The 22436-nt window shown below is 59.9% G+C and carries 16 protein-coding genes; 13 read left to right on the top strand and 3 right to left on the bottom strand.

The features are described 5' to 3' along the window. Nucleotides 1-35 precede the first annotated feature (35 nt). Nucleotides 36-1436: a PLP-dependent aminotransferase family protein gene (locus tag J4D25_RS00845; RefSeq protein ID WP_057714785.1), complete on the top strand. Its 1401-nt coding sequence runs from the start codon at nt 36-38 to the stop codon at nt 1434-1436. A 112-nt stretch (nt 1437-1548) separates the two neighbouring features. Continuing rightward, on the top strand, nt 1549-3195 hold the full coding sequence (pgm, locus tag J4D25_RS00850; RefSeq protein ID WP_057714786.1) for a phosphoglucomutase (alpha-D-glucose-1,6-bisphosphate-dependent): 1647 nt from the start codon (nt 1549-1551) through the stop codon (nt 3193-3195). A gap of 198 nt (nt 3196-3393) precedes the next feature. On the opposite strand, the gene J4D25_RS00855 is transcribed toward pgm, so the two are convergent. Continuing rightward, nucleotides 3394-4089, bottom strand: a complete 696-nt coding sequence (locus tag J4D25_RS00855) for a pirin family protein (RefSeq protein ID WP_057714787.1) — start codon at nt 4087-4089, stop codon at nt 3394-3396. 279 nt (nt 4090-4368) lie between these two features. Between J4D25_RS00855 and J4D25_RS00860 the strand changes: the two genes are divergently transcribed. Continuing rightward, a complete protein-coding gene (locus J4D25_RS00860) occupies nt 4369-6843 on the top strand; it encodes a UvrD-helicase domain-containing protein (protein ID WP_057714788.1) in 2475 nt (824 codons plus the stop codon). A 170-nt stretch (nt 6844-7013) separates the two neighbouring features. Here the strand turns inward: J4D25_RS00860 and J4D25_RS00865 are convergent, their stop codons facing one another. After that, nucleotides 7014-7286, bottom strand: a complete 273-nt coding sequence (locus J4D25_RS00865; protein ID WP_057716601.1) for a DUF1652 domain-containing protein — start codon at nt 7284-7286, stop codon at nt 7014-7016. 266 nt (nt 7287-7552) lie between these two features. Here J4D25_RS00865 and J4D25_RS00870 point away from each other — a divergent pair, with 266 nt between their 5' ends. The 4 genes from J4D25_RS00870 (at nt 7553) to J4D25_RS00885 (ending at nt 11353) form a co-directional block, all read left to right on the top strand. Beyond that, a complete protein-coding gene (locus J4D25_RS00870) occupies nt 7553-8368 on the top strand; it encodes an AraC family transcriptional regulator (protein ID WP_057714789.1) in 816 nt (271 codons plus the stop codon). Nucleotides 8369-8418: 50 nt separating this feature from the next. Continuing rightward, nucleotides 8419-9825, top strand: a complete 1407-nt coding sequence (locus J4D25_RS00875) for an FAD-binding oxidoreductase (protein WP_057714790.1) — start codon at nt 8419-8421, stop codon at nt 9823-9825. A 29-nt stretch (nt 9826-9854) separates the two neighbouring features. Next, nucleotides 9855-10196: a cupin domain-containing protein gene (locus tag J4D25_RS00880; RefSeq protein ID WP_057714791.1), complete on the top strand. Its 342-nt coding sequence runs from the start codon at nt 9855-9857 to the stop codon at nt 10194-10196. A 71-nt stretch (nt 10197-10267) separates the two neighbouring features. Then, nucleotides 10268-11353: a polyamine ABC transporter substrate-binding protein gene (locus J4D25_RS00885; RefSeq protein WP_057714792.1), complete on the top strand. Its 1086-nt coding sequence runs from the start codon at nt 10268-10270 to the stop codon at nt 11351-11353. 43 nt (nt 11354-11396) lie between these two features. On the opposite strand, the gene J4D25_RS00890 is transcribed toward J4D25_RS00885, so the two are convergent. After that, nucleotides 11397-12053, bottom strand: a complete 657-nt coding sequence (locus J4D25_RS00890; protein WP_057714793.1) for a hypothetical protein — start codon at nt 12051-12053, stop codon at nt 11397-11399. A gap of 573 nt (nt 12054-12626) precedes the next feature. Between J4D25_RS00890 and J4D25_RS00895 the strand changes: the two genes are divergently transcribed. The 6 genes from J4D25_RS00895 (at nt 12627) to J4D25_RS00920 (ending at nt 22434) form a co-directional block, all read left to right on the top strand. Further along, nucleotides 12627-14084, top strand: coding sequence for a serralysin family metalloprotease (locus tag J4D25_RS00895; protein WP_057714794.1), 1458 nt, complete (start codon nt 12627-12629; stop codon nt 14082-14084). Between the two features lie 81 nt (nt 14085-14165). Then, the gene (locus J4D25_RS00900) at nt 14166-14579 is read left to right on the top strand and encodes an AprI/Inh family metalloprotease inhibitor (protein ID WP_057714795.1); all 414 of its coding nucleotides are present in this window, start codon (nt 14166-14168) and stop codon (nt 14577-14579) included. A 161-nt stretch (nt 14580-14740) separates the two neighbouring features. Then, nucleotides 14741-16489 carry a type I secretion system permease/ATPase gene (locus tag J4D25_RS00905; RefSeq protein ID WP_057714796.1) on the top strand — a complete coding sequence of 583 codons (1749 nt, stop codon included), beginning with the start codon at nt 14741-14743 and terminating at the stop codon, nt 16487-16489. 62 nt (nt 16490-16551) lie between these two features. Continuing rightward, nucleotides 16552-17862 carry an HlyD family type I secretion periplasmic adaptor subunit gene (locus J4D25_RS00910; RefSeq protein WP_373423033.1) on the top strand — a complete coding sequence of 437 codons (1311 nt, stop codon included), beginning with the start codon at nt 16552-16554 and terminating at the stop codon, nt 17860-17862. A gap of 2 nt (nt 17863-17864) precedes the next feature. After that, entirely contained in the window at nt 17865-19232 is a 1368-nt protein-coding gene (locus tag J4D25_RS00915; RefSeq protein ID WP_057714798.1) for a TolC family outer membrane protein, read from the top strand. A 154-nt stretch (nt 19233-19386) separates the two neighbouring features. Then, nucleotides 19387-22434: an autotransporter serine protease gene (locus J4D25_RS00920; protein WP_057714799.1), complete on the top strand. Its 3048-nt coding sequence runs from the start codon at nt 19387-19389 to the stop codon at nt 22432-22434. Nucleotides 22435-22436: the final 2 nt, after the last annotated feature.

The raw sequence follows: 22436 nt of genomic DNA on the forward strand, positions 1-22436 counted from the left end.
GGCGGATTTTCAGTCAATGCAAATGGCCTTCGCCGATGAAAGGTCCACGAGAAACGGATTTCGCCTATCAAGCGGTTTATCGATATCTGGTCAGCCTGATCAACGAGTCTGAAGGGGATTCGCGCATCCGCCTGCCGTCGCTGCGGCACCTGGCTGAGCGTCTGAATGTGTCGATCTCGACCATTCAGTACGCCTATTCGCTGCTGGAGAAAGAAGGGCGGGTGTATTCGGTGGCCAAGTCCGGTTACTACGCATTGCCAGTGTCCGCAATCAACCTGCAGGACAGCGGCAGCGACCTGCTGGAAGCGGTCTACGTCAATGCCAGGCGCCCGGGGATGCTGGTCATGAGCGCCGATGAACCGGCGTTATTGCAGCCACTGGACAGCCCGTTGTTGCTGCTGGAGCGGGAGTTGCTGCGCCAGTATCCCCGCCAGCCGCAGTCGCCTTCGCAACCCTGCGGCGAACTCGAACTGCGTGCCGCCCTGGCAGCACGCTACACCACGTCTCCCATGCGTTACTGGCACGCCGATGATGTCTACATCGGCGCCGACCTGCGCGGTGTACTGGAAATCCTGATCGCCGTGCTGGGATTGAAAGACGCTACGGTGGTGGTCGAATCGCCGTGCGACTGGACGATCCTGCGTTTGTTTCAAGCCGCCTGCGTGCGGGTGATCGAGTTGCCCGTACAAGCCGATGCCTGTCTGGATCCGGAACGTCTTGAAATGCTGCTCGATACCGAACCGGTAAGGCTGGTGATGCTGTCATCGGCCCTGAACATGCCCCGTGGCAGCCTGGCGCCTGACCACAACAGGCAGGCCATTGCCCGGCTGTTGGCCGCGCATGACAGTTGGGTGCTGGAAAACGACTGTTATGGCGAACTCGGATTCGACCTGGGCACCCTGCGCTTTCGAGACTTGCTGGACCCTGAACGGCTGATGGTGTTTTCCACGTTCGAGAAAGTCATCGGACCTGAAGCGCCCTACGGTTTTCTGCTTTCAAGGCATTTGAGCGCGGAGTTGCAACGGCACTTTCTGCTGCGGTCCTTCCGACTCTCGCCGATTCGCCAGAAAGCCATTGCCCGTTTGTATAGCAGCGGTCGCATTGATCAACACCTGCTGGTGCTGCGGCGGCTGCTCAATGAACGCAAGAATCAAATGACCCTGTTGTTGCAGGAGCGATTGGGTGATGCCTTGCATTTCGTCGAGCCGCAAGGGGGTGCAACGATCTGGATGCGCTCATTGCGTCGGGTCAATGTCCGTCGTGTGTTCCAGCGCCTGCTGGCGCATCAGGTGGTCATCGCACCAGGCGAGTTGTTCAGCCTCCACGGTCTGCACGGACAGCATCTGCGCCTGAGCCATACCTTCGGTGGCGATCACAATCTGGCGGCCGCGCTGGGATTGCTGGGGGATGCGCTGCGTCTGGAATCAATCGAGTGAGTGAGACAAAAAATAACAACCTCCACTGTGCGGATCGATCCCATCGCCTTGCGGTCAAACTGCCAGTAAACTGCGACCCAATTCCTGAACCACTCTATTCCAGAGGTTTTGCATGACACTCAGTCCTTTTGCGGGTAAACCGGCACCGGCACAATTGTTGGTCGACATCCCGCGACTGGTAACGGCCTATTACACCGGCCAGCCTGATGCCGCGATTTCCACCCAGCGCGTTGCCTTCGGCACGTCGGGGCACCGTGGCAGCTCGTTCGACTTGAGTTTCAATGAATGGCACGTTCTGGCGATCAGCCAGGCGATCTGCCTGTACCGCGAAGCTCAAGGCATCGATGGCCCGCTGTTTGTCGGTATCGACACCCACGCGCTGTCCACGCCGGCCGGCGCCAGTGCCCTCGAGGTACTTGCAGCCAACGGCGTGACCGTGATGATCGCCGAAGGTGACGAGTACACGCCGACACCGGCCATTTCCCATGCGATTCTCTGCTACAACCGTGGACGCACCACTGGCCTGGCGGACGGCATTGTCATCACGCCGTCCCACAACCCGCCGCAAAGCGGTGGCTACAAGTACAACCCAACCAACGGTGGCCCGGCCGATACCCACATCACCAAGTGGATCGAAGCCAAGGCCAACGAACTGCTGGCCAACAAGCTCGCCGGCGTCAAGCGCATCAGCTACGAGCAGGCACTGAAGGCCAGCACTACCCATCGTCACGATTACCTCAACACCTATGTCGCCGACCTGATCAACGTGATCGACTTCGACGCGATCCGCGATGCCAAGCTGCGCCTGGGTGTCGATCCACTGGGTGGAGCAGGGGTGCGCTACTGGTCGGCGATTGCCGAGCATTACCGCCTGGACCTGGATGTGGTGAACAAAGAGGTCGACCCGACCTTCCGCTTCATGACCGTCGACTGGGACGGCCAGATCCGCATGGACCCATCGTCCAGCCACGCCATGCAAGGCCTGATCGGCCTGAAAGAGCGCTTCGACGTGGCGTTTGCCTGCGATCCGGACCACGACCGCCATGGCATCGTCACGCCGTCCGGTGGCTTGCTGGCACCGAACAACTACCTCGCCGTTGCCATCGACTACCTGTTCCAGAATCGTCCGCAATGGCGCGCCGATGCCGCCGTGGGTAAAACCGTGGTCAGCAGCGGCTTGATCGATCGCGTGGCCAAGCGCCTGGATCGTCGCCTGTACGAAGTGCCGGTGGGTTTCAAATGGTTTGCCGACGGCCTGTTCGATGGCTCCCTCGGTTTCGGCGGCGAAGAAAGCGCCGGTGCCTCGTTCCTGCGCAAGGACGGCGGTGTCTGGAGCACCGACAAGGACGGTTTGATTCCGGCCCTGCTGGCCGCCGAGATGACGGCCCGGACTGGTCGCGACCCGAGTCAGGCGTATCGCGCCTTGACCGATGAACTGGGTGAGCCGTTCTCGGTACGGGTCGACGCCAAGGCCAATCCGGAGCAGAAAGCGCTGCTGAGCAAGCTGTCGCCGCAACAGGTCACCTCGACTCAACTGGCCGGCGAACCGATCCAGAGCATCCTCAGCCACGCACCGGGCAATGACCAGGCCATTGGCGGTCTCAAGGTCATGACCGAGAACGGCTGGTTTGCGGCGCGTCCGTCGGGCACGGAAGACATCTACAAGATCTACGCCGAAAGCTTTGTCAGCGACGACCACCTCAAGCAACTGGTGGCCGAGGCGCAAACGCTGGTGGATGGTGCCATTTCCGCAAAATAAACGGCGTAATTCCCACTGGAGTTGCATATAACCCTGTGGGAGCGAGCTTGCTCGCGATAGCGGACTGTCAGTCAAAATCAATGTTGGATGCCAGGCCGTCATCGCGAGCAAGCTCGCTCCCACAGGGGTTGGCTGCAGCCACTTAAAGGGGGTGACCAATGCGGTCGCCCCTTTTTATTTGCGATTGCGCTCAGCGAATCAAGCCAGATCCACCAGAACAATCTCGCTGTCCTCGATGGCCGTCACCCGCAGCACCCGCTCATCGGCAACGGCTACACCGTCTCGAGCTTGTGCACGCAAGCCATTGACCTCAATGACACCCGTGGCCGGTACCAGGTAGGCGCGACGACCGTTGTCCAGGTGATACTCGGCGGACTCGCCGGCCTTGAGATTCGCAGCTACCAGCCGGGCATCGGCGCGAATGCGCAGGCTCTGATCGTCGCCTTCCTTGCCGCTGGCCAGGGTGACAAAACCTTCGCGGTTACCTTTCGGGAACGGCTTGGCGCCCCAGGACGGCGCCAGGCCGGACTCGTTCGGGATGATCCAGATCTGGAAAATCCTGGTCGGCGTCGCTTCCAGGTTGTACTCGCTGTGGGCGATCCCGGTACCGGCGCTCATGACCTGGACGTCACCCGCTTCGGTGCGACCCTTGTTGCCAAGGTTGTCCTGGTGGGTAATGGCGCCTTCGCGGACATAGGTGATGATTTCCATGTCGCGGTGCGGGTGTTGCGGGAAACCGGTGCCGGGCTCGATCACGTCGTCATTCCAGACCCGCAGGTTGCCCCAGTTCATGCGCTTGGGATCGTAGTATTCGGCGAACGAAAAATGGTGGTGGGCATCCAACCAGCCGTGGTGAGCACCGCCGAGCGAGTTGAAAGGTCTGAGTTCAAGCATGATCGTCTCCAGAAAAGGTTCGTCATGGGGCGAAACGCCTGGGCCACGAAGCGAGACCGGTGAGTGATGACGGCCATCATCCAACAGGCAACAATCGATAAAAAGCGTAAAAAATGCAGCATTCCTATCGAATGGATTGATATGAAATAACTTCGAAAGTTTCTCATCCAACCTTCACTTCATCGCATAAGCCAATGAGTCATAAGCAATTCACTAGAACTCAACGGCAAATGCAGACACCATAGCGCTCAACAGCCTCACACCCTGGAGTCAGTCCGCGTGCCGCAACACACCCCCGATCTCCCGCCTGAACTTCGCCCATTGGCCGAGATGCCGCTGATCAAGCGATTGCTCGCCCGATTCTTCGGTTACAGCCTGACCCGCCTGCACGCACAGCATCGTGCGTCGTGGTTGCATGGCCAGGCCGACGGTTTTCGCAGCGGTCACAGCGCCGGGGTCGATTACGGCTACAAGGAAGGCAAGCTCGAGGGGCTGGAGGAGGGCCGGCAGGTTTTGCTGATCCGCGACTCGCGCTGCACTGAACACCGACCGCCGAATGTCGATGACCTGTTGTTCGACGACTGGCGCCTGCCGTTGAGCGCCGAGCTGAAGAAGCGCATGAAGGCCGATGTCGCCCGATTGTTGCCGGCCCATGCCCAACCCAGTGCCGCACAGTGGAAAATGATCTTCAGCGACACCCCGTCCACCTCGGTGATCGCGGGGGCCGGTGCGGGCAAATCGACCACGCTGGTGCTGCGTATCCTGCTGTTGACCCATTACCTGGGCTTCGAGCTGAGTTCGATGACGGTGGTGACTTTCACCCGCGAGTCGCGCAAGGACTTCATCAACAAGCTGATCGAACTGTTTGCGCTCTGGGGCCGCGGGATCAGTTTCAAGGAGGCGCGGGACCTGGTGCGCACCTTTCACTCGCGGATCCTGCCGATGGTGCGCAGCCTTCCGGGTTTCGAGCGTTTACAGGCTTTCGAGAACCTCAGCCTGCGGGCTGCACAGGGGGACGAGGAGGTCGACAGCAATCCGTTCGATCTGCGCATCAACGACGCCCAACGCCAACAGCTCAACGCCTGCTATCACCGTCTGCACCGTGACGATGAGCGTTTTCGCGAGTTGATCAAGCCATTGTCCCGGCATGCGCTGCAACTCAAGGAGCTGGAGCGCGATCACCCGGATGTGCAAAAACGCATGGGCGTTACCGAACTGGCGGCCAAACGCGACGAGGAGCTGTGCGACGCCATCGAGGACCTGTGGTTTCGCGCCGGTGCCTGGCCCATCAAGGGCATCGAACCGAATCGCCAGTCGTTCGATATCAACGGTTCGACATTCCATTGTCACGGCTACATCCCGTCCCTGGATGCCTGGGTGGTGCTGGGGTTCGATCCTCGGGAGAACCCGCAGGTCACGCGACCAAATGCCAAGCTGACGGTGCGCGCAGAGTGGGCAGTAAAGCGCACCCTGTTTCAAGCTTTCTGTCGTAAGCCATTGATATGGCTAGATAGTTACGAGTCATCAAGACGTGTTCTGGCCTCGCTCGCCGGTGATGCCAGCGCCGGGCCGGGTTTCGATTACAAGGTCAAGGGCGAGCTCGCTTCAGCGCCACTGCTCGATTGTTTTGTCGCCGCCGCCGGGTTCATCGAAAACCTCGGGCTGGACGTGCCGGGCGCCGTGGCCCGGATGAGTTTCGCCAAGGACGATCCCGACCGGTTCTTCTTCGAAGCCTTGAGTCTGTACTGGCGGGCGCTGGAAGATCATTTGCTGGATCAGAAGCCGCCGATCATGACCTACAACCGAATGTTCGCCCTGTTCAGCGAACATTCGCCGGAGAACCTCAAATTGCTCGGCGATGAGCTGCTGCGGCCGCTGTCACACCTGATGATCGACGAATTCCAGGATGTCTCGCCGCAGATCGTCTCCTGGATCAGGGCCAGCCTGGCAGAGATCCGCAGTCGCGGGCCGGCCATGCACGTCGGGCGCGCAGCCCAGCGTTCCTCGTTGCTCTGTGTGGGCGATGACTGGCAGTCCATCTATGGTTGGCGCGGCAGTTCGCCGACCTACTTCATGGAGTTCAACAAGGAGTTCCCGTCGCCGAGCACCACCAAGGTCATGCTCAGCGACAACTACCGCAGCCACCAGCACATCATCGATGCCGCCGAGCACATCGTGCGCGCAGCACCGGCGATTGCCGGGAAGAAAGCCAAGGCCAGCGGTGAACCCAAGGCATTGCTGCCGGTGAACGTCCTTGATCGTGATGACAAGGGCATGGCCCAACGCCTGATGGAGCATTACCGAAAGGGCGATTCGATCTTGATGCTTTATCGAAAAAGTAGCGATAAGTCATTGATAGAAGAACATATTCAATCAGTACTTAATGTTGATTCCAGCTTGCCGTATGAGGCTCGCAGGCTCAAGCAGTTGACGTATCACAGCGCCAAGGGCCTCCAGGCCGATGCGGTGTTTTTGCTGGGCGACTGCCAGCACCTGACCAGTTCACCTTACAAGAATCAGGTTTACCGGATGGCGGGCCTGGGCAAGGCCGGCGACAGCGAGCCCTATGACAATGCCCAGAAGGACGAGATCCTGCGGTTGGCCTACGTGGGTATTACCCGCGCTGTCAGCCATTGCTACTGGTACGTCGACGCACAAGAATCCCAGGCCGCGAACATGCCCAAGGCCTCCGACCGGATCGGCAAGGGCAAAGCGTTTTTTGTCGACCATCGTAAAAGCCAAATCACCGCCTGACTACTGTAGGTGTAGGAGCGAGCTTGCTCGCGATGGATTCAAGAGCGCCGTGGTTAGCCAGTAAATACGCGTTATCGTTAACGACCATCGCGAGCAAGCTCGCTCCTACAGGTACAGGGAAGCGTTCAACAAAAAGCCCACATAAAGTGGGCCTTTTAACAGCTGAGCCTTCAGGCATAACTCTTGAAGGCCTCCGGTGGGATGAAGGCTTCAAGCTCGTCCTCCACCGCTTCGATTATTCGTTCTACATCCGCGGCATTCATGACGGTGGCGCACGGAATACCGGCAATGGCGATCATGGTCTCGCCAGTGGCACGATCAAAAAGACGGGCAATCATACTGCCCGGCGCGTCCATGCTCGCCTCGAAACCCATGGGATGAAAATGCCAGCGCATCAGCTGGCAGGCGTTTGGAAACGTAACCTTACTGAACCCTTTATTCATGTGTTGCCCGCCTTCATTATCGAGCGCGTCCGTTAGCTCATGGTAGGAGGGAAGAACCTTCATTGGTTCAACCAGTGACAGTTTTTAAAAGTAGCATCCGGATGTGAAAACAATGTGGAGTTTTCAGGTCGTTTGGCGATTGCCGGCGCTTTTTTTGATTCAGGTCACGCTTATCGGCCATTTGCGGGCACAAGCCATCATCGGTTTGGTCGTTGAAGACAAAACGGAAGTTGGGCAAGCTCGGTCTTTTCCCGTCGAGATGTTCAATGCACGCCAATGATGATGGCCCACTGCAAACCCAGGCCACGGGCGAGACGGTTATGCGCTATCACTTGCGCTGGAAGCACCGGGATCTGGATGGCGTCATGGCGCTTTATCACCCTGAAGTCCAGTACAACGACTTTTTCCAGAACCGGGTCATGGGCCTGGCCGAATTGCGCGAATATGTGCGCAGCAGCATGCCCCGGGATCCGGATGAAGCGCTGGAGCACTCCGACCGCATTCGACTGGACGGCAACACTGCGTTCATTCAGTACCACATCACCTTGCGCGGTGGTGAAGGGCTGGTGTCGTTCCGCGCCAGCGAAGCGATCACCGTCAAGGACGGGCTGATCTGGCGGGTCAATGAATATGCTTCATTGGTTCACGAACAACCCGGCAGCAAAACGTCCGGCAACCAGCGCCCGGCGGTCAGCCGGCTCGGCCTGTCGCCTCGCCAGTTGAGCTTCATGGCCGATGACCTGCAGCAGTATTTCCAGCGCCAACAGCCTTATCTGGACCCGGAGCTCGATCTGCAACGAGTGGCGAAGGAGTGTGGCTACAGCCGCAACCAGATTTCCTACCTGTTGAATCAGGTGCTGGGCCAGAGCTTCTACCGCTATGTCAACCAGGCGCGCCTGCAACATTTGCTTGCGGCGCTGGATGCCGCCATGCCGCCAGTGCGCATCGACGAACTGGCCTTCGCCGCCGGATTCAATTCGCTGTCGGCGTTCTACAGCTGTTTCCGCCAGCATACCGGCCAGTCCCCCAAGGCCTACGTCAAACAAATTTCTTTGCGTGCACGCGCGCAAGACAGCGCCTGAGCCCACGCACTAGGATCGACGCCATCGAAGTTTGAGTGGCGGAGTCTTGCATGCCGGCGTGGCGCACTATCAGTTTGTGGATGGACCAGCTCGACGAGCCGCTATTGGCGCGTCCGGCGCTGGAGCGGGACCTGGATGTCGACGTGGCGATCATCGGCGCGGGTTATACCGGACTCTGGACCGCGTACTACCTCAAGCGGCACAAACCTGACCTGAACATCGCCATCGTCGAAGCGCAAACCGCCGGTTTCGGCGCGTCGGGGCGCAATGGTGGCTGGCTGATGGGCAATTTGCTGGGAGAAGACCGCCTGCTGGCCAAACTGTCGGCCGAAGCGCGCCGCGCCTCCTACGATTTGTTGCACAGCATTCCGGATGAAGTGGAGATTGTCCTCGAACGTGAGGGAATCGACTGCGATTACCGTAAAGGCGGGGTGCTGTATTGCGCCGCACGCTATCCGGAGCAGGAGGCCAGCCTGCGTCACTACCTGGTCGATCTCCACCGCCAGGGCCTAAACGACAGCCACTATCGCTGGCTTACCCCGGAACAACTGGCGCAACAGATCCGCGTCGCCAAACCCTACGGCGGTATCTACGCGCCGCACGTGGCGACCATTCACCCGGCCAGACTGGTACGGGGGCTGGCCCGCGCGGTGGAGCGCCTGGGCGTCAGAATCTACGAAAACAGCCCGGTCACCCATTGGCAGCCCGGCAGCCTACGCACGGCCAAAGCTTCGGTGCGCAGTTGCTGGGTGGTGCCGGCGGTAGAAGGCTACTCCGTGACGCTGCCGCCATTGGGGCGTTATCAGTTGCCGGTGCAGAGCCTGATCGTCGCGACCGAGCCCTTGTCGGCGGCCATCTGGGACGAAATCGGCCTGAGTCACGGCCAGGCATTCAGCGAGGCCAGTCGCCAGGTCACCTACGGTCAACGCACCGCTGACAACCGATTGATCTTTGGCGCCCGTGGCGGGTACCAGTTCGCTGGCAAGCTGCGCCACGACTTCGACCTGAGCGCTGACGAAATACACCTGCGGCGTTATCTGTTCGGCGAACTGTTCCCGCAGTTGAAGAACGTGCAGATCACCCATTCCTGGGGCGGCAACCTGGGCATGTCCCGGCATTTCCAGCCACACATGCTTTGCGACCGGGCCAACGGCGTTGCCCTGTCGGGCGGTTATGGCGGGGAGGGCGTTGGCGCCAGCAACCTGGGAGGCCGCACGCTGGCCGACCTGATCCTGGGGCGCGATACCGATCTGGTACGCCAACCGTGGGTCATCCCCCAACGCGGCCTCGACGCACTGCGGGCCTGGGAGCCGGAGCCGATCCGCTGGCTCGGCTACAACGCGATCATCCGCAGCTTTGTCCACGAGGACCAGACCCTGGCCAACCCGGCCACAGCGCCCTGGCGGCGCAGGCTGGCCAGCGGGGTGGCCGGTTTCATGGAAGGTTTCATGCACTAAACAGCGTCTCTACATCGACAGGTATCCCCATGAGCATCACGCAATTCAAGAACACCGCAACCCTGAAACTGGACGAATCCAATCCGGTCGCCGTGCCCCTGGGAACTCCCGTGGCCGTGGCTTCGACCACCAGTGTCGAACGCGACGACAGCGTCGAGACCGGTGTCTGGGAATGTACCCCCGGGCGCTGGCGGCGGCAGATCGTCGCCCAGGAATTCTGTCACTTCATTCAGGGCCGCTGCACCTTCACGCCCGACGGCGGCGAACCGCTGCACATCGAGGCCGGCGACGCGCTGATGCTGCCAGCCAATAGCCTCGGTATCTGGGACATCCAGGAAACCGTGCGCAAGACCTACGTTTTGATTTTTTGAATGCTTTTGAAATTTGAAAGCTGATCTTTTGATTGCCTGCCAATAACAACAACCTCTACAGGAATCGACTCATGATCCGAAAGACCCTGACTCTGGCTCCGCTGATGCTGGTTGCATCCATCAGCCAGGCCGCCGAAACCGTCAAAATCTATAACTGGTCGGATTACATCGCGCCAGACACCACGAAAAACTTCCAGAAAGAAACCGGCATCGGCTTCACCTACGACGTCTACGACAGCAACGAAACCCTCGATGGCAAGCTGATGACCGGAAAATCCGGTTACGACGTGGTGTTTCCGTCCAACCACTTCATGGCCCGGCAGATTGAAGGCGGCGCACTGAAGAAGCTCGACAAGAGTCAGCTGCCGAACTGGAAAAACCTCAACCCGGTATTGCTCAAGGCATTGCAGACCAACGACCCGGGCAACGAACACGGCTTCCCTTACCTGTGGGGCAGCACCGGCATCGGCTACAACATTGCCAAGGTCAAGGCGGTGCTGGGCGACAACGCCCCGGTGGATTCCTGGGACCTGATCTTCAAGCCCGAGAACATGCAGAAGTTGCACAAGTGCGGCGTGGCCATCCTCGACAACGGCCCCGAACTGCTGCCGGCCGCGTTGAACTACCTCGGTTTGCCGCATCACAGCAAGAACCCGGAAGACTACAAAAAGGCCGAAGCCCTGCTGATGAAGGTGCGGCCGTATGTCAGCTATTTCCACTCGTCCAAGTACACCAGTGATCTGGCCAATGGCGACATCTGCGTCGCGGTCGGTTTCTCCGGCGACATCCTGCAAGCGGAAAACCGCGCCAGGGAAGCCAACAATGGCATCGACATCGGCTACTCGATTCCCAAGGAAGGCGCAGCGATTTGGTTCGATATGGTCGCGATGCCGGCCGACGCTCCGGACGACAAGGCCGGCTACGCCTTTATGGACTACCTGCTGCGCCCGGACGTCATGGCCAGCGTCAGCAACTACGTGCATTACGCCAATGGCAACGAGCAGGCCGACAGCCTGATCGACCCTGCGATCAAGAACGACACCAAGGTTTACCCAAGTCCTGAAATGATGGGCAAGCTGTTTGCGCTGGAAGCCATGCCACTGAACATCGACCGGGTGCGTACCCGGGTCTGGAACAAGATCCGCACCGGCAGCTGACAAGCTGCATCAGGCCACCGGGAAAGGATGTCCCGATGCGCCATCAGCCAACTGGCTCGAGCGTACAACGCATTTGCCCCGAGCCCGGGATCTGTAACAGGGCCTCGTCACCGGTTTGCCAAAAGCCGTAGCTACCCCGCAAATCCTTGCCGTTGTATTGGCTTGCATAATCGTTCGGTACCTGGATAAGGGTGGCAGAGGTATTCGCCCATTTCAGGTACACCACACGCGGCTCGACATTGAAGAAAGTAGCGGCAATCAACGCGTTCAATCCTGCGCAACGAAAGGCTACGGGGCCATCGGTGAGCCTGCTTGGATCCTTGGTCCTCGCAATGGCCGAACCCTGGCGAAGCTGGTGTGCGCGTTCGGCATAACTGCGGATCGTGCAGGCCTTGGGCTCTGCCTTGGTGGCACATTGATTTCGCGCGTCGACCCAGAAGCGCTGTTCGATCTCGACCTTGTCGGGGCGCGGTACCGAATGATCGTCCGTGAGCGCCAGGCGATAAAGGCGTGTCAGTTCAATCTCCATCCGCTTCAGCTGTGGGTCGCGACAGATCAGCTTCTCGACGGATGCGCTGGCCCTGGCGCAGTCGAAGCTGGTTGCCAGGACCGTAGTCGTCCCGGCATTCGCACAAATGCTCATTACCGCACACGCGCTGGCGGCGATGAGAGCGGCCAAAAGAGGCGTGACCATTTTCATGTCGGCTTCACCCGGATCATTTCGTGAGGCCCGTGGTGTAAGGCAATCCATCGAACCCTTGCACCGTCATTCGTTCATGGGCTGTATCGCAGTTTAAGGCAGTGTGCAAAACCTGCCACACCGGGGAGGGTTCCAGTGGGGCGACAACGCCGGTTGTGCAGCCTTTGCGGAGCTGAAATGGTTATTGCCTGATGGTCATTCGTTGCCTGCTCGCGAAGAGCGATAACCCGGTATTCAGAGGTGATCACTTCATTGAAATGTTTAACAGATTAAACATAAATAGTCGGACGATTCGAGTGCCCGGAAATTTACCTATATTTAATAATTAAATTGTCGATTGTCCGACAATAACTCCCGTCTAATATTTTTTTAACTCAATACTTTCTCAGTACGCCCACTGTTTACGGGCACATTCCTGAATGCGCAAATTTGACGTCAAAAAAGTAGTGGACGTTTGATTTCTAATTGTGTCAGTTTTCCTACGCCTTCATTGGGCGAGTGATAGGACGATCTCGCCAGGGATCGTCTTTATCTGACAAAAACTGTTCCATAGCTAAACAAGGAAGTGTGTTTATGTCGAAAGTAAAAGATCACGCTATTGATTCCGCTGAACAGGTGCTGCTGCCACTGTCAGCATTGGCGGCAAGCAGTTCTGCATTCAATCAGATCAATAGTTTCAGCCATCAGTATGATCGGGGCGGCAACCTCACGGTCAATGGCAAACCGTCGTTCTCCGTCGATCAGGCAGCCAACCAATTGCTGCGCGACGGCGCTGCTTACCAGGACAAGGATGGTAGCGGCAAAATAGAGCTGACCTATACCTTCCTGACTTCGGCATCGTCCAGCACGATGTACAAGCACGGGATTACCGGGTTCAGTCAGTTCAGCGCGCAGCAGAAAGCCCAGGCCGTGCTCGCCATGCAATCCTGGGCCGACGTGGCCAATGTTACCTTCACTGACAAGGCCAGCGGCGGCGATGGCCACATGACCTTCGGCAACTACAGCGGCGGTCAGGACGGTGCGGCTGCGTTTGCCTACCTGCCTGGTACCGGGGCCGGTTACGACGGGACTTCCTGGTACCTGATCAACAGCAGTTACACGCCCAACAAGACCCCGGACCTGAACAACTATGGCCGGCAAACCCTGACCCACGAAATCGGCCACTCCCTGGGCCTGGCCCACCCCGGCGACTACAACGCCGGCGAGGGTGCACCGACCTACAATGACGCGTCCTATGGGCAAGACACCCGCGGCTACAGCGTCATGAGCTACTGGAGTGAAAGCAATACCAGTCAGAACTTCAGCAAGGGCGGCGTCGAAGCCTACGCGTCCGGCCCGCTGATTGACGATATCGCTGCCATTCAGCAGCTCTACGGTGCCAACACCACCACTCGCACCGGCGACACTACCTACGGTTTCAACTCCAACGCCGGTCGCGACTTCCTTGGCGCGTCTTCTTCGGCGGACAAGGTGGTGTTTTCGGTCTGGGATGCAGGCGGCAAGGACACCCTGGACTTTTCCGGGTTTACCCAGAACCAGAAGATCAACCTCAATGAAACGTCGTTCTCGGACGTCGGCGGCCTGGTGGGTAACGTCTCCATCGCCAAGGGTGTCACCGTCGAGAACGCCATTGGCGGTTCTGGCAACGACTTGCTGATCGGTAACAACGTGTCCAACGAGCTCAAAGGCGGTGCCGGCAACGACATCCTTTACGGCGCTGGCGGCGCGGACAAACTGTGGGGCGGCGCAGGTTCGGACACCTTCGTGTTTGCGGCCAGCAGTGACTCCAGGCCAGGTACGGTCGACCAGATCCTCGACTTTGTCAGCGGTCTGGACAAGATCGACCTGACCGGCATCACCAACGGCGCGGGCCTGCACTTTGTCAGCGCCTTCACCGGGGCGGTGGGCGATGCGGTGCTCAGCACCTCGGGCGGCAACAGTTTGTTGTCGATCGACTTCTCGGGGCATGGCGCGGCTGATTTCCTGGTCAGTACCGTGGGCCAGGCGGCGTACTCGGACATCGTGGCTTGATGTGAGGTGAACAAGGAGGGCGGCGCCCGATGCGCTGCTCTCTTACCGTAAGCAGGGTTGCGGCCCGGAGTACAAGAACCTATGACGCACAGCGTCTTTTCCCGCAAGACAAGCGCGTGGCTACTGGCAGCGTTGATGATGTTTTTTGGAGAGGAAACCATGGCAAGCAGTCTGAAACTGGCGGATCCGTCAGAGTTGGCTGGCAATTGGCTGGCTACGCTAAGAGCCGCGCAAGACACGGACAAATCACCGCTCGTTGCTTCGAATGAATGCTTGATCGACTTTCAGCCAAATCAAACCCTGGGTGCTGGCGCGGACTGTTTCACCGCCTGGCTTGGGGAGCAGGTGATCGGCTGGTTTCCCGAACCGGACGGCATTGCAATCACCGGCAAGGAAGGCTCAAAAATCCTGTTTTTCAACCGTCAGTTCGAAGGGCTTTATCAAGGTACTTTGCAGTCGGGTCGGATCATTACCCTCAAGCGGCCGACGCGTTAGCCGCAAAAGCAGTCAAGCGCAATCCCCCGGCACTTTATCGATCACAAAACATTGTTCGTTATTTGTAAACGATAACGGGCAAACAATGTCTCGACCGTGTGCGGACAGTTAACTGGAACCTCGCCCGCGCGTGGCGATAAATATCAGCTCAGGAATAACCAATGAAGATGGCGAAGGCCCCAGCCACCGCACCATTAATAAAGGCACTGGGGGACTATAAGAGCATCTTGATCAGCGTCGGTTGTTTTACCGCCCTGATCAACATTCTGATGTTGGCGCCCTCTATCTACATGCTGCAAGTCTATGACCGGGTACTGTCTTCGCAGAATGAAACAACACTGGTCATGTTGTCGCTGATGATTGTCGGGTTCTTTGCCTTTATCGGTTTGCTGGAAGCTGTCCGCAGTTTCATCGTCATCCGTATTGGCAGTCAGTTGGAGCGACGGTTCAATCTGCGGGTCTATCGGGCGGCGTTCGAGCGCAACCTGTTCAAAGGCGAAGGCAATGCGGGACAGGCGCTGGGGGATCTGACACATATTCGCCAGTTCGTCACCGGCCCGGCGTTGTTCGCGTTTTTCGATGCGCCGTGGTTCCCGGTGTACCTGTTGGTGATTTATTTGTTCAACATCTGGCTCGGCGTTTTTGCCACGGCGGGGGCTCTGCTGCTGATTGCGCTGGCCTGGCTGAATGAGTCCATGACCAAAAAACCGTTGGGCGAAGCCGCCGCGTGTTCCCAGCAATCCAGCCAATTGGCCACCAGCCATTTGCATAACGCCGAAACCATTCAGGCCATGGGCATGCTGGGGGCGTTGCGCAATCGCTGGTTCCAGGTGCATTCACGGTTCCTCGGCCTGCAAAACCAGGCCAGCGACACGGGCGCCGTCATCAGTTCCTTGAGCAAAACCCTGCGCCTGTGTCTGCAATCGTTGGTGCTGGGCCTTGGCGCATTGCTGGTGATCAAGGGTGACATGACTGCGGGAATGATGATTGCCGGTTCGATCCTGATGGGCCGTGTGCTGAGTCCTATCGATCAGTTGATCGCCGTATGGAAACAATGGAGCGGCGCCAAGCTGGCTTACCGCCGTCTCGACGCCTTGCTGCAAGCCTTCCCGTCGGGCGACGAGGCCATGGCGCTGCCGGCGCCGAAGGGCCAGATCACCTTTGAGCAGGTTAGCGCGGCGCCTCCGGGGCAACGGGCGGCGACCCTGCACCTGGTCAGTTTCAGCCTCGCAGCGGGTGAGGTGATGGGCGTGCTCGGTGCTTCCGGTTCCGGTAAATCGACACTGGCACGGGTACTGGTGGGTGTCTGGCCGACGCTCGGTGGTACGGTGCGGCTCGACGGTGCGGACATCCATCGCTGGAACCGCGACGACCTCGGGCCTTACATCGGTTACCTGCCGCAGGACATCGAGTTGTTCAGCGGCAGCATCGCGCAAAACATCGCGCGTTTCCGCGAGGCCGATCCACAGCGCGTCGTGGCCGCCGCACAGCAGGCCGGGGTGCATGAACTGATCCTGCGCCTGCCGCAAGGGTACGACACCGTGCTCGGCGAAGACGGTAGTGGCCTTTCCGGCGGGCAGAAACAACGCGTGGCCCTGGCCCGTGCGCTGTACGGCCAGCCGCGCCTGGTGGTGCTGGATGAGCCGAACTCCAACCTCGACACCGTGGGTGAAGCGGCGTTGGCCAGCGCGATTGCGCAAATGAAGGCCCAGGGCACCAGCGTGATTCTGGTGACCCATCGTTCTTGCGCATTGGCCCAGGCCGACAAGTTGCTGGTGCTCAACGACGGGCGCTTGCAGGCGTTCGGTTCGAGCCAGGACGTGCTCAAGGCACTCTCGGGCGCTCAGCAAGCACAACATGAAAAAACCGCACAAGCGCCGGGCGGGCTCAGCATGAGCTGGCAGTCTTAGCCCGCGACAAGGAGTTCGGGCGTATGAGCCGCAGCCAAGTAAAGCCTCAAAACGAAGCGACGATGGAGCAGGACTACCTGGCTGGACAGCCTGAACGCGACGCGCGTTACTTCGCTCGCCTGGGCTGGATACTGGCGATTGTCGGCGCTGGCAGTTTCTTCACCTGGGCCAGCCTGGCCCCCCTCGATCAGGGCATACCGGTACAGGGCACAGTGGTGGTTTCGGGCAAGCGCAAGGCCGTGCAGTCGATGAGCAACGGCGTGGTCAGCCAGATTCTGGTGAGCGAAGGCCAGCGGGTGAAACAGGGCCAGCCGTTGTTCCGGCTCGACCAGACCCAGGTCGCCGCGGACGTGCAATCGTTGCAAGCGCAGTACCGCATGGCCTGGGCCAGCCTTGCCCGTTGGCAAAGCGAGCGGGACAACCTCAAGCAGGTGAATTTCCCCGCCGAGCTAAGCAATGATCCCGACCCGCGTCTGGCGTTGGTGCTCGAAGGCCAGCGCCAGTTGTTCAGCAGTCGTCGCGATGCCTTCGCCCGCGAGCAGGCCGCGTTGCGCGCCAGCATCGAAGGCGCCGGCGCGCAACTGGCCGGCATGCGCCGTGCCCGTACCGACTTGAGCGCTCAGGCCGATTCCCTGCAACAACAGCTAAGCAATCTGACGCCATTGGCGGAAAACGGCTACATCCCGCGCAATCGGTTGATGGAGTACCAGCGGCAACTGTCGCAAGTGCAACAGCAGTTGGCCGAAAACCTCGGCGAAAGCGGTCGGGTGGAGCAGGGCATTGTCGAGTCCCGCTTGAAGTTGCAACAGCATATCGAGGAGTACCAGAAAGAAGTACGCACCCAACTGGCCGAAGCGCAGCTCAAAAGCGTGACGCTGGAGGAACAGTTGACCTCCGCCGGGTTCGATCTGCAGCACAGCGAGATCATCGCCACGGCTGACGGCATTGCGGTCAATCTGGGTGTACACACGGTAGGCGCGGTGGTGCGCCAGGGCGACAACCTGCTGGAGATCGTGCCTCAGGACACGCGCCTGGAAGTGGAAGGGCACCTGCCGGTCAACCTGATCGACAAGGTCGGTCCGCACCTGCCGGTGGATATCCTGTTCACCGCCTTCAACCAGAGCCGCACCCCGCGAGTACCTGGTGAAGTCAGCCTGGTCTCCGCCGACCAGTTGCTCGATGAGAAAACCGGCGCACCGTACTACGTGCTGCGCAGCAGCGTCAGTGACCAGGCCATGGAGAAACTCAATGGCCTGGTGATCAAGCCCGGTATGCCGGCGGAAATGTTCGTACGTACCGGTGAGCGTTCGCTCCTCAATTATTTGTTCAAACCGCTGCTCGACCGGGCAGGCTCCGCGTTGACCGAGGAATAAGGATGTTCGGCTGTATGAAAAAGCTTTCGATGCTCGGGGCGGCGTTGATGTTGTTCGCGGGCAACCAGGCCGTGGCGGCCATGGGACCGTTCGAGATCTATGAACAGGCACTGCACAATGATCCGGTATTCCTCGGCGCCATCAAGGAACGCGATGCAGGCCTTGAGAACCGTGCCATCGGCCGCGCCGGGTTGTTGCCAAGACTGGGTTACAACTACAACAAGGGCAGGAACAGCTCCAAGGCTACCTACCTCAACGAGCGCGGGCAAAACCAGAGCGATGACCGCAACTACAGCAGTTACGGTTCCAGCCTCACCTTGCAACAGCCGTTGCTCGACTACGAGGCCTACGCGGCTTATCGCAAGGGCGTCGCGCAATCGCTGTTTTCCGACGAAAATTTTCGTGGCAAGAGCCAGCAATTGCTGGTGCGGGTGCTGGAAAACTACACCAAGGCGTTGTTCGCCCAGGACCAGATCGATATCGCCCTGGCCAAGAAGAAAGCTTTCGAGCAGCAGTTCCAGCAGAACGAGCAGATGTTTCGCCAGGGCGAAGGTACTCGCACGGACATTCTCGAAGCCGAATCGCGCTATGAGCTGGCCACCGCCGAAGAAATCGAAGCACGTAATGAACAGGATGCATCTCTGCGCGAACTCGGCGCGCTGATCGGTGTGCCGGCGATCGACATTGCCGACCTTGCACCACTGGATCAAAACTTCCAGACCCTCACCCTGCAGCCGGCCAATTACGACACCTGGCGTGAGATGGCCGTGGCCAACAACCCCAACCTGGCTTCCCAGCGCCAGGCGCTTGAAGTGGCGCGCTACGAGGTCGAGCGCAACCGGGCCGGGCACCTGCCCAAGGTCAGCGCCTACGCCACGGTGCGTCAGAATGAATCGGAAAGCGGCAACACCTACAACCAGCGCTACGACACCAACACCATCGGCATCGAAATCAATGTGCCGCTGTACGCCGGCGGTGGTGTTTCTGCATCGACCCGCCAGGCAAGCCGTGCGATGGAACAGGCCGAGTACGAACTGGACGGCAAGACCCGGGAAACCCTGATCGAATTGCGACGGCAGTTCAGCGCCTGCCTGACAGGGGTGAGCAAGCTGCGTGCCTATCAGAAGGCCCTGGTCTCCGCCGAAGCGCTGGTGGTCTCGACCAGGCAAAGCATTCTGGGCGGTGAGCGGGTCAACCTCGATGCGCTCAATGCCGAGCAACAACTGTTTACCACCCGCCGGGATCTGGCCCAGGCCCGCTACGACTATCTGATGGCCTGGACCCGGTTGCATTTCTACGCCGGGACCTTGAGCGAGCAGGACCTGGCCAAGGTGGATGAGGCCTTCGGCCAGGGACCGAGGGTGCAGTAGCTATTAAAAACAGTATGGAGAGGACTCAAAAAATGCCTGTCTGTTGAGGAACTGAACACCGCAGCCCCTGTAGTGGCGCGTTTTAACCAAGAGGAATTGAGGCAAGGCTTCTAACAACAAGGATTTTGGCAACACAACTAAGGAAGGTAGCTCGATGAATAACAAGTACAACAATCTAGCCGTGCTCTGCGCGTTGGCCACACTGGGCACCGCACACGCGGCACCCTACGTGGAAAACGGCAGGACAGGCGATCCCGAAAGCTGGCGCAGCACAGAGTTCAGCGCTGACTGGGGCCTGGGGGCGATCAACGCGCAGGATGCCTATGCGGCCGGTTACACCGGCAAAGGCGTGAAGCTGGGGATCTTCGACCAACCGGTGTACGCCTTGCACCCGGAGTTTTCCGGAGCCAATAAGGTCATCACGCTGGTGACCAGCGGCATCCGCGAGTACACCGACCCGTACATTCCGGTCAAGGTCGGGGACGCCTTTCTCTATGACGGTTCGCCCTCGGTGGGCTCCAACGGCAAACTCGGTGCCCACGGCACCCACGTTGGCGGGATCGCCGCCGGCAGCCGCGATGGCGGACCGATGCACGGCGTCGCCTTTGGTGCACAGATCATCAGCGCCGACAACGGCGACCCGGGCCCGGAAGACGGTATCGTACGCGGCAACGACGGCGCGGTGTACAAGGCCGGTTGGGACGCCCTGATCGCCAGCGGCGCGCGGATCATCAACAATAGCTGGGGCATCGGCATCACCGACCGCTTCGACCTCGGCGGTCGGGACCCGGCGTATCCGCACTTCACCGTGCAGGATGCACAACTGCAGTTCAACGAGATCCGGACCTTGCTGGGGACCAAACCCGGCGGTGCCTACGACGGCGCCATCGCGGCGGCCCGCAGCGGCATCGTGACGATTTTCGCCGCCGGTAACGACTACAACCTCAACAACCCGGACGCCATCGCCGGCCTCGGTTATTTCGTCCCCGAGATCGCGCCGAACTGGATGACCGTCGCGGCCTTGCAGAAGAACCCGGACACCAACAGTCCCGCCCCCTACAACATCAGCACCTTCTCGTCGCGCTGCGGCTACACCGCGAGTTTCTGCGTGTCGGCGCCGGGCAGCCGGATCTACAGTTCGATCATCAGCGGCACCGATGCCGCTGACCTGACTACCGGCTACGCCAATTACAACGGCACCTCCATGGCGGCACCGCACGTTGCCGGCTCGGTGGCGGTGTTGATGGAACGCTTCCCGTACATGACCGGCGCACAAGTCGCCAGCGTGCTGCGTACCACCGCCACCGACCTCGGCGCACCCGGCGTCGATTCGCTGTATGGCTGGGGCATGATCAACCTGCGCAAAGGCATCGACGGCCCGGCGATGCTCGTCACCGAGCAGGACATTCCCGAAGAGTTCCGCATCGACGGCGCCTACGGCTCCAGTCAGTTTGTCGCGGACTTGCCGGGTATCGGCGCGATCATCGACGCCGGCAAACCCACCGAGCGTGTGTGCAACGACGTGCACTGCGGGCTCGACGTCTGGCGCAACGACATATCCGGCCACGGCGGCCTGACCAAGCAGGGCATCGGCACGCTGGTGCTGACCGGAGCCAACACCTACACCGGCCAGACCCTGGTCAATCAGGGCCGATTGGCCGTCAACGGTTCGCTGCTATCGGCCGTCACCGTCAATGACAATGGCATCCTCGGTGGTAACGGCAGTATCGCGGCACTGACTGCGAAAAGCGGCGGTACCGTGGCGCCCGGCAACTCCATCGGCACCTTGCAGGTGACGGGCGACATGACCTTCGAGCCCGGCTCGACCTACGCCGTAGAGGTGTCGCCCACCCGCAGCGACCAGATCATTGCCGGCGGCACAGCCACCATCGAAGGCGCAACGGTCAGCCTGACCCTGGAAAACAGTCCAACGCTGCTGACCACCGGCGAGGCGAAAACCCTGCTGGGCAATCAGTACAACATCCTGCAAGCCGCTGGCGGGATCGAAGGGCGTTTCGGGGCGGTGTTGCCGGACTACCTGTTTATCGGTGGCACCCTCGGTTACACGACGGACAGCATTCAACTGGCGGTGGAGCGCAATGCGACATCTTTCACCAGTGTAGGCCTGACCCCGAATCAACGGGCCGTGGCCGCTGCCGCCGAGCAACTGGGCGCAGGCAATCGGCTCTACGAAACCCTGCTGTTGTCGCCGACCGCCGCTGTCGCGCAACAAGCGTTCCAGCAACTGTCCGGTGAGATTCATCCGGCGATCGGCACGCTGCTGATCAACGACAGCCGCTACCTGCGCGATGCGGTCGGCGAACGTCTGCGCGAGCGTGATCTGTTCGACGCCAGCGCACCGACCGATGACCGCAGCAATGCCTGGCTCAAAGTGCTCGGCGCCTGGGGCAAGAGCGATGGCGGGAATGACAACGCCAGTTCCAACAGCTCCATCGGCGGGCTGCTGGCCGGCGTCGATGGCTTGATCACTGAAGACACACGACTGGGTTTCGTTACCGGTTATAGCGACAGCTCGTTGAGCATGGGCGATGGCACGCACTCGTCGGCATCGGTCGACAGCTACCACTTGGGCGCCTACCTGGGCCACGAAATCGACGCGCTGCGCCTGAGCGTCGGCGGTGCTTACAGCTGGCATCGCATCGACGTCAAACGCGACCTGCAATTCGGTGACGTCAGCGGCAAGCAGAAATCCAAACGCGATGCGACCACCGCGCAACTGTTCACCGAAGCGGCGTATCGCCTGGACCTGCAACCGCTGGCACTGGAGCCGTTCGTCAACCTGGCTTACGTGCACCTGAACAGCGACAGCTTCAGCGAAAAAGGTGACGCCGCCGCACTCAAGGGCGGTGAAAACAACCGCGACGCGGTGCTCTCGACCCTTGGCCTGCGGGCGAGCAAAGCCATTGCGCTGTCCGATCAGCAACAACTGGAATTGTCCGGCACGCTCGGCTGGCAGCACAACCTGGGCAACACCCGTTCCGAAGACCACCTGGCCTTCGTCAATGGCAACACCGCGTTCAGCGTGCAAAGCGTGTCCATGGACCGCAATGCCGCGGTGGTCGGTGCCCGGGCCGGCTGGGCGCTGGGACGCGATACCCGCTTGAACCTGGACTACAACGGACTGCTCGGCTCCCGGGAAAAAGACCATGGTGTGGGCCTGACCCTGGACTGGCAGTTCTGATT

The sequence above is a fragment of the Pseudomonas sp. GW456-L13 genome (genome assembly GCF_017350115.1).
Taxonomy (GTDB): domain Bacteria; phylum Pseudomonadota; class Gammaproteobacteria; order Pseudomonadales; family Pseudomonadaceae; genus Aquipseudomonas; species Aquipseudomonas jessenii.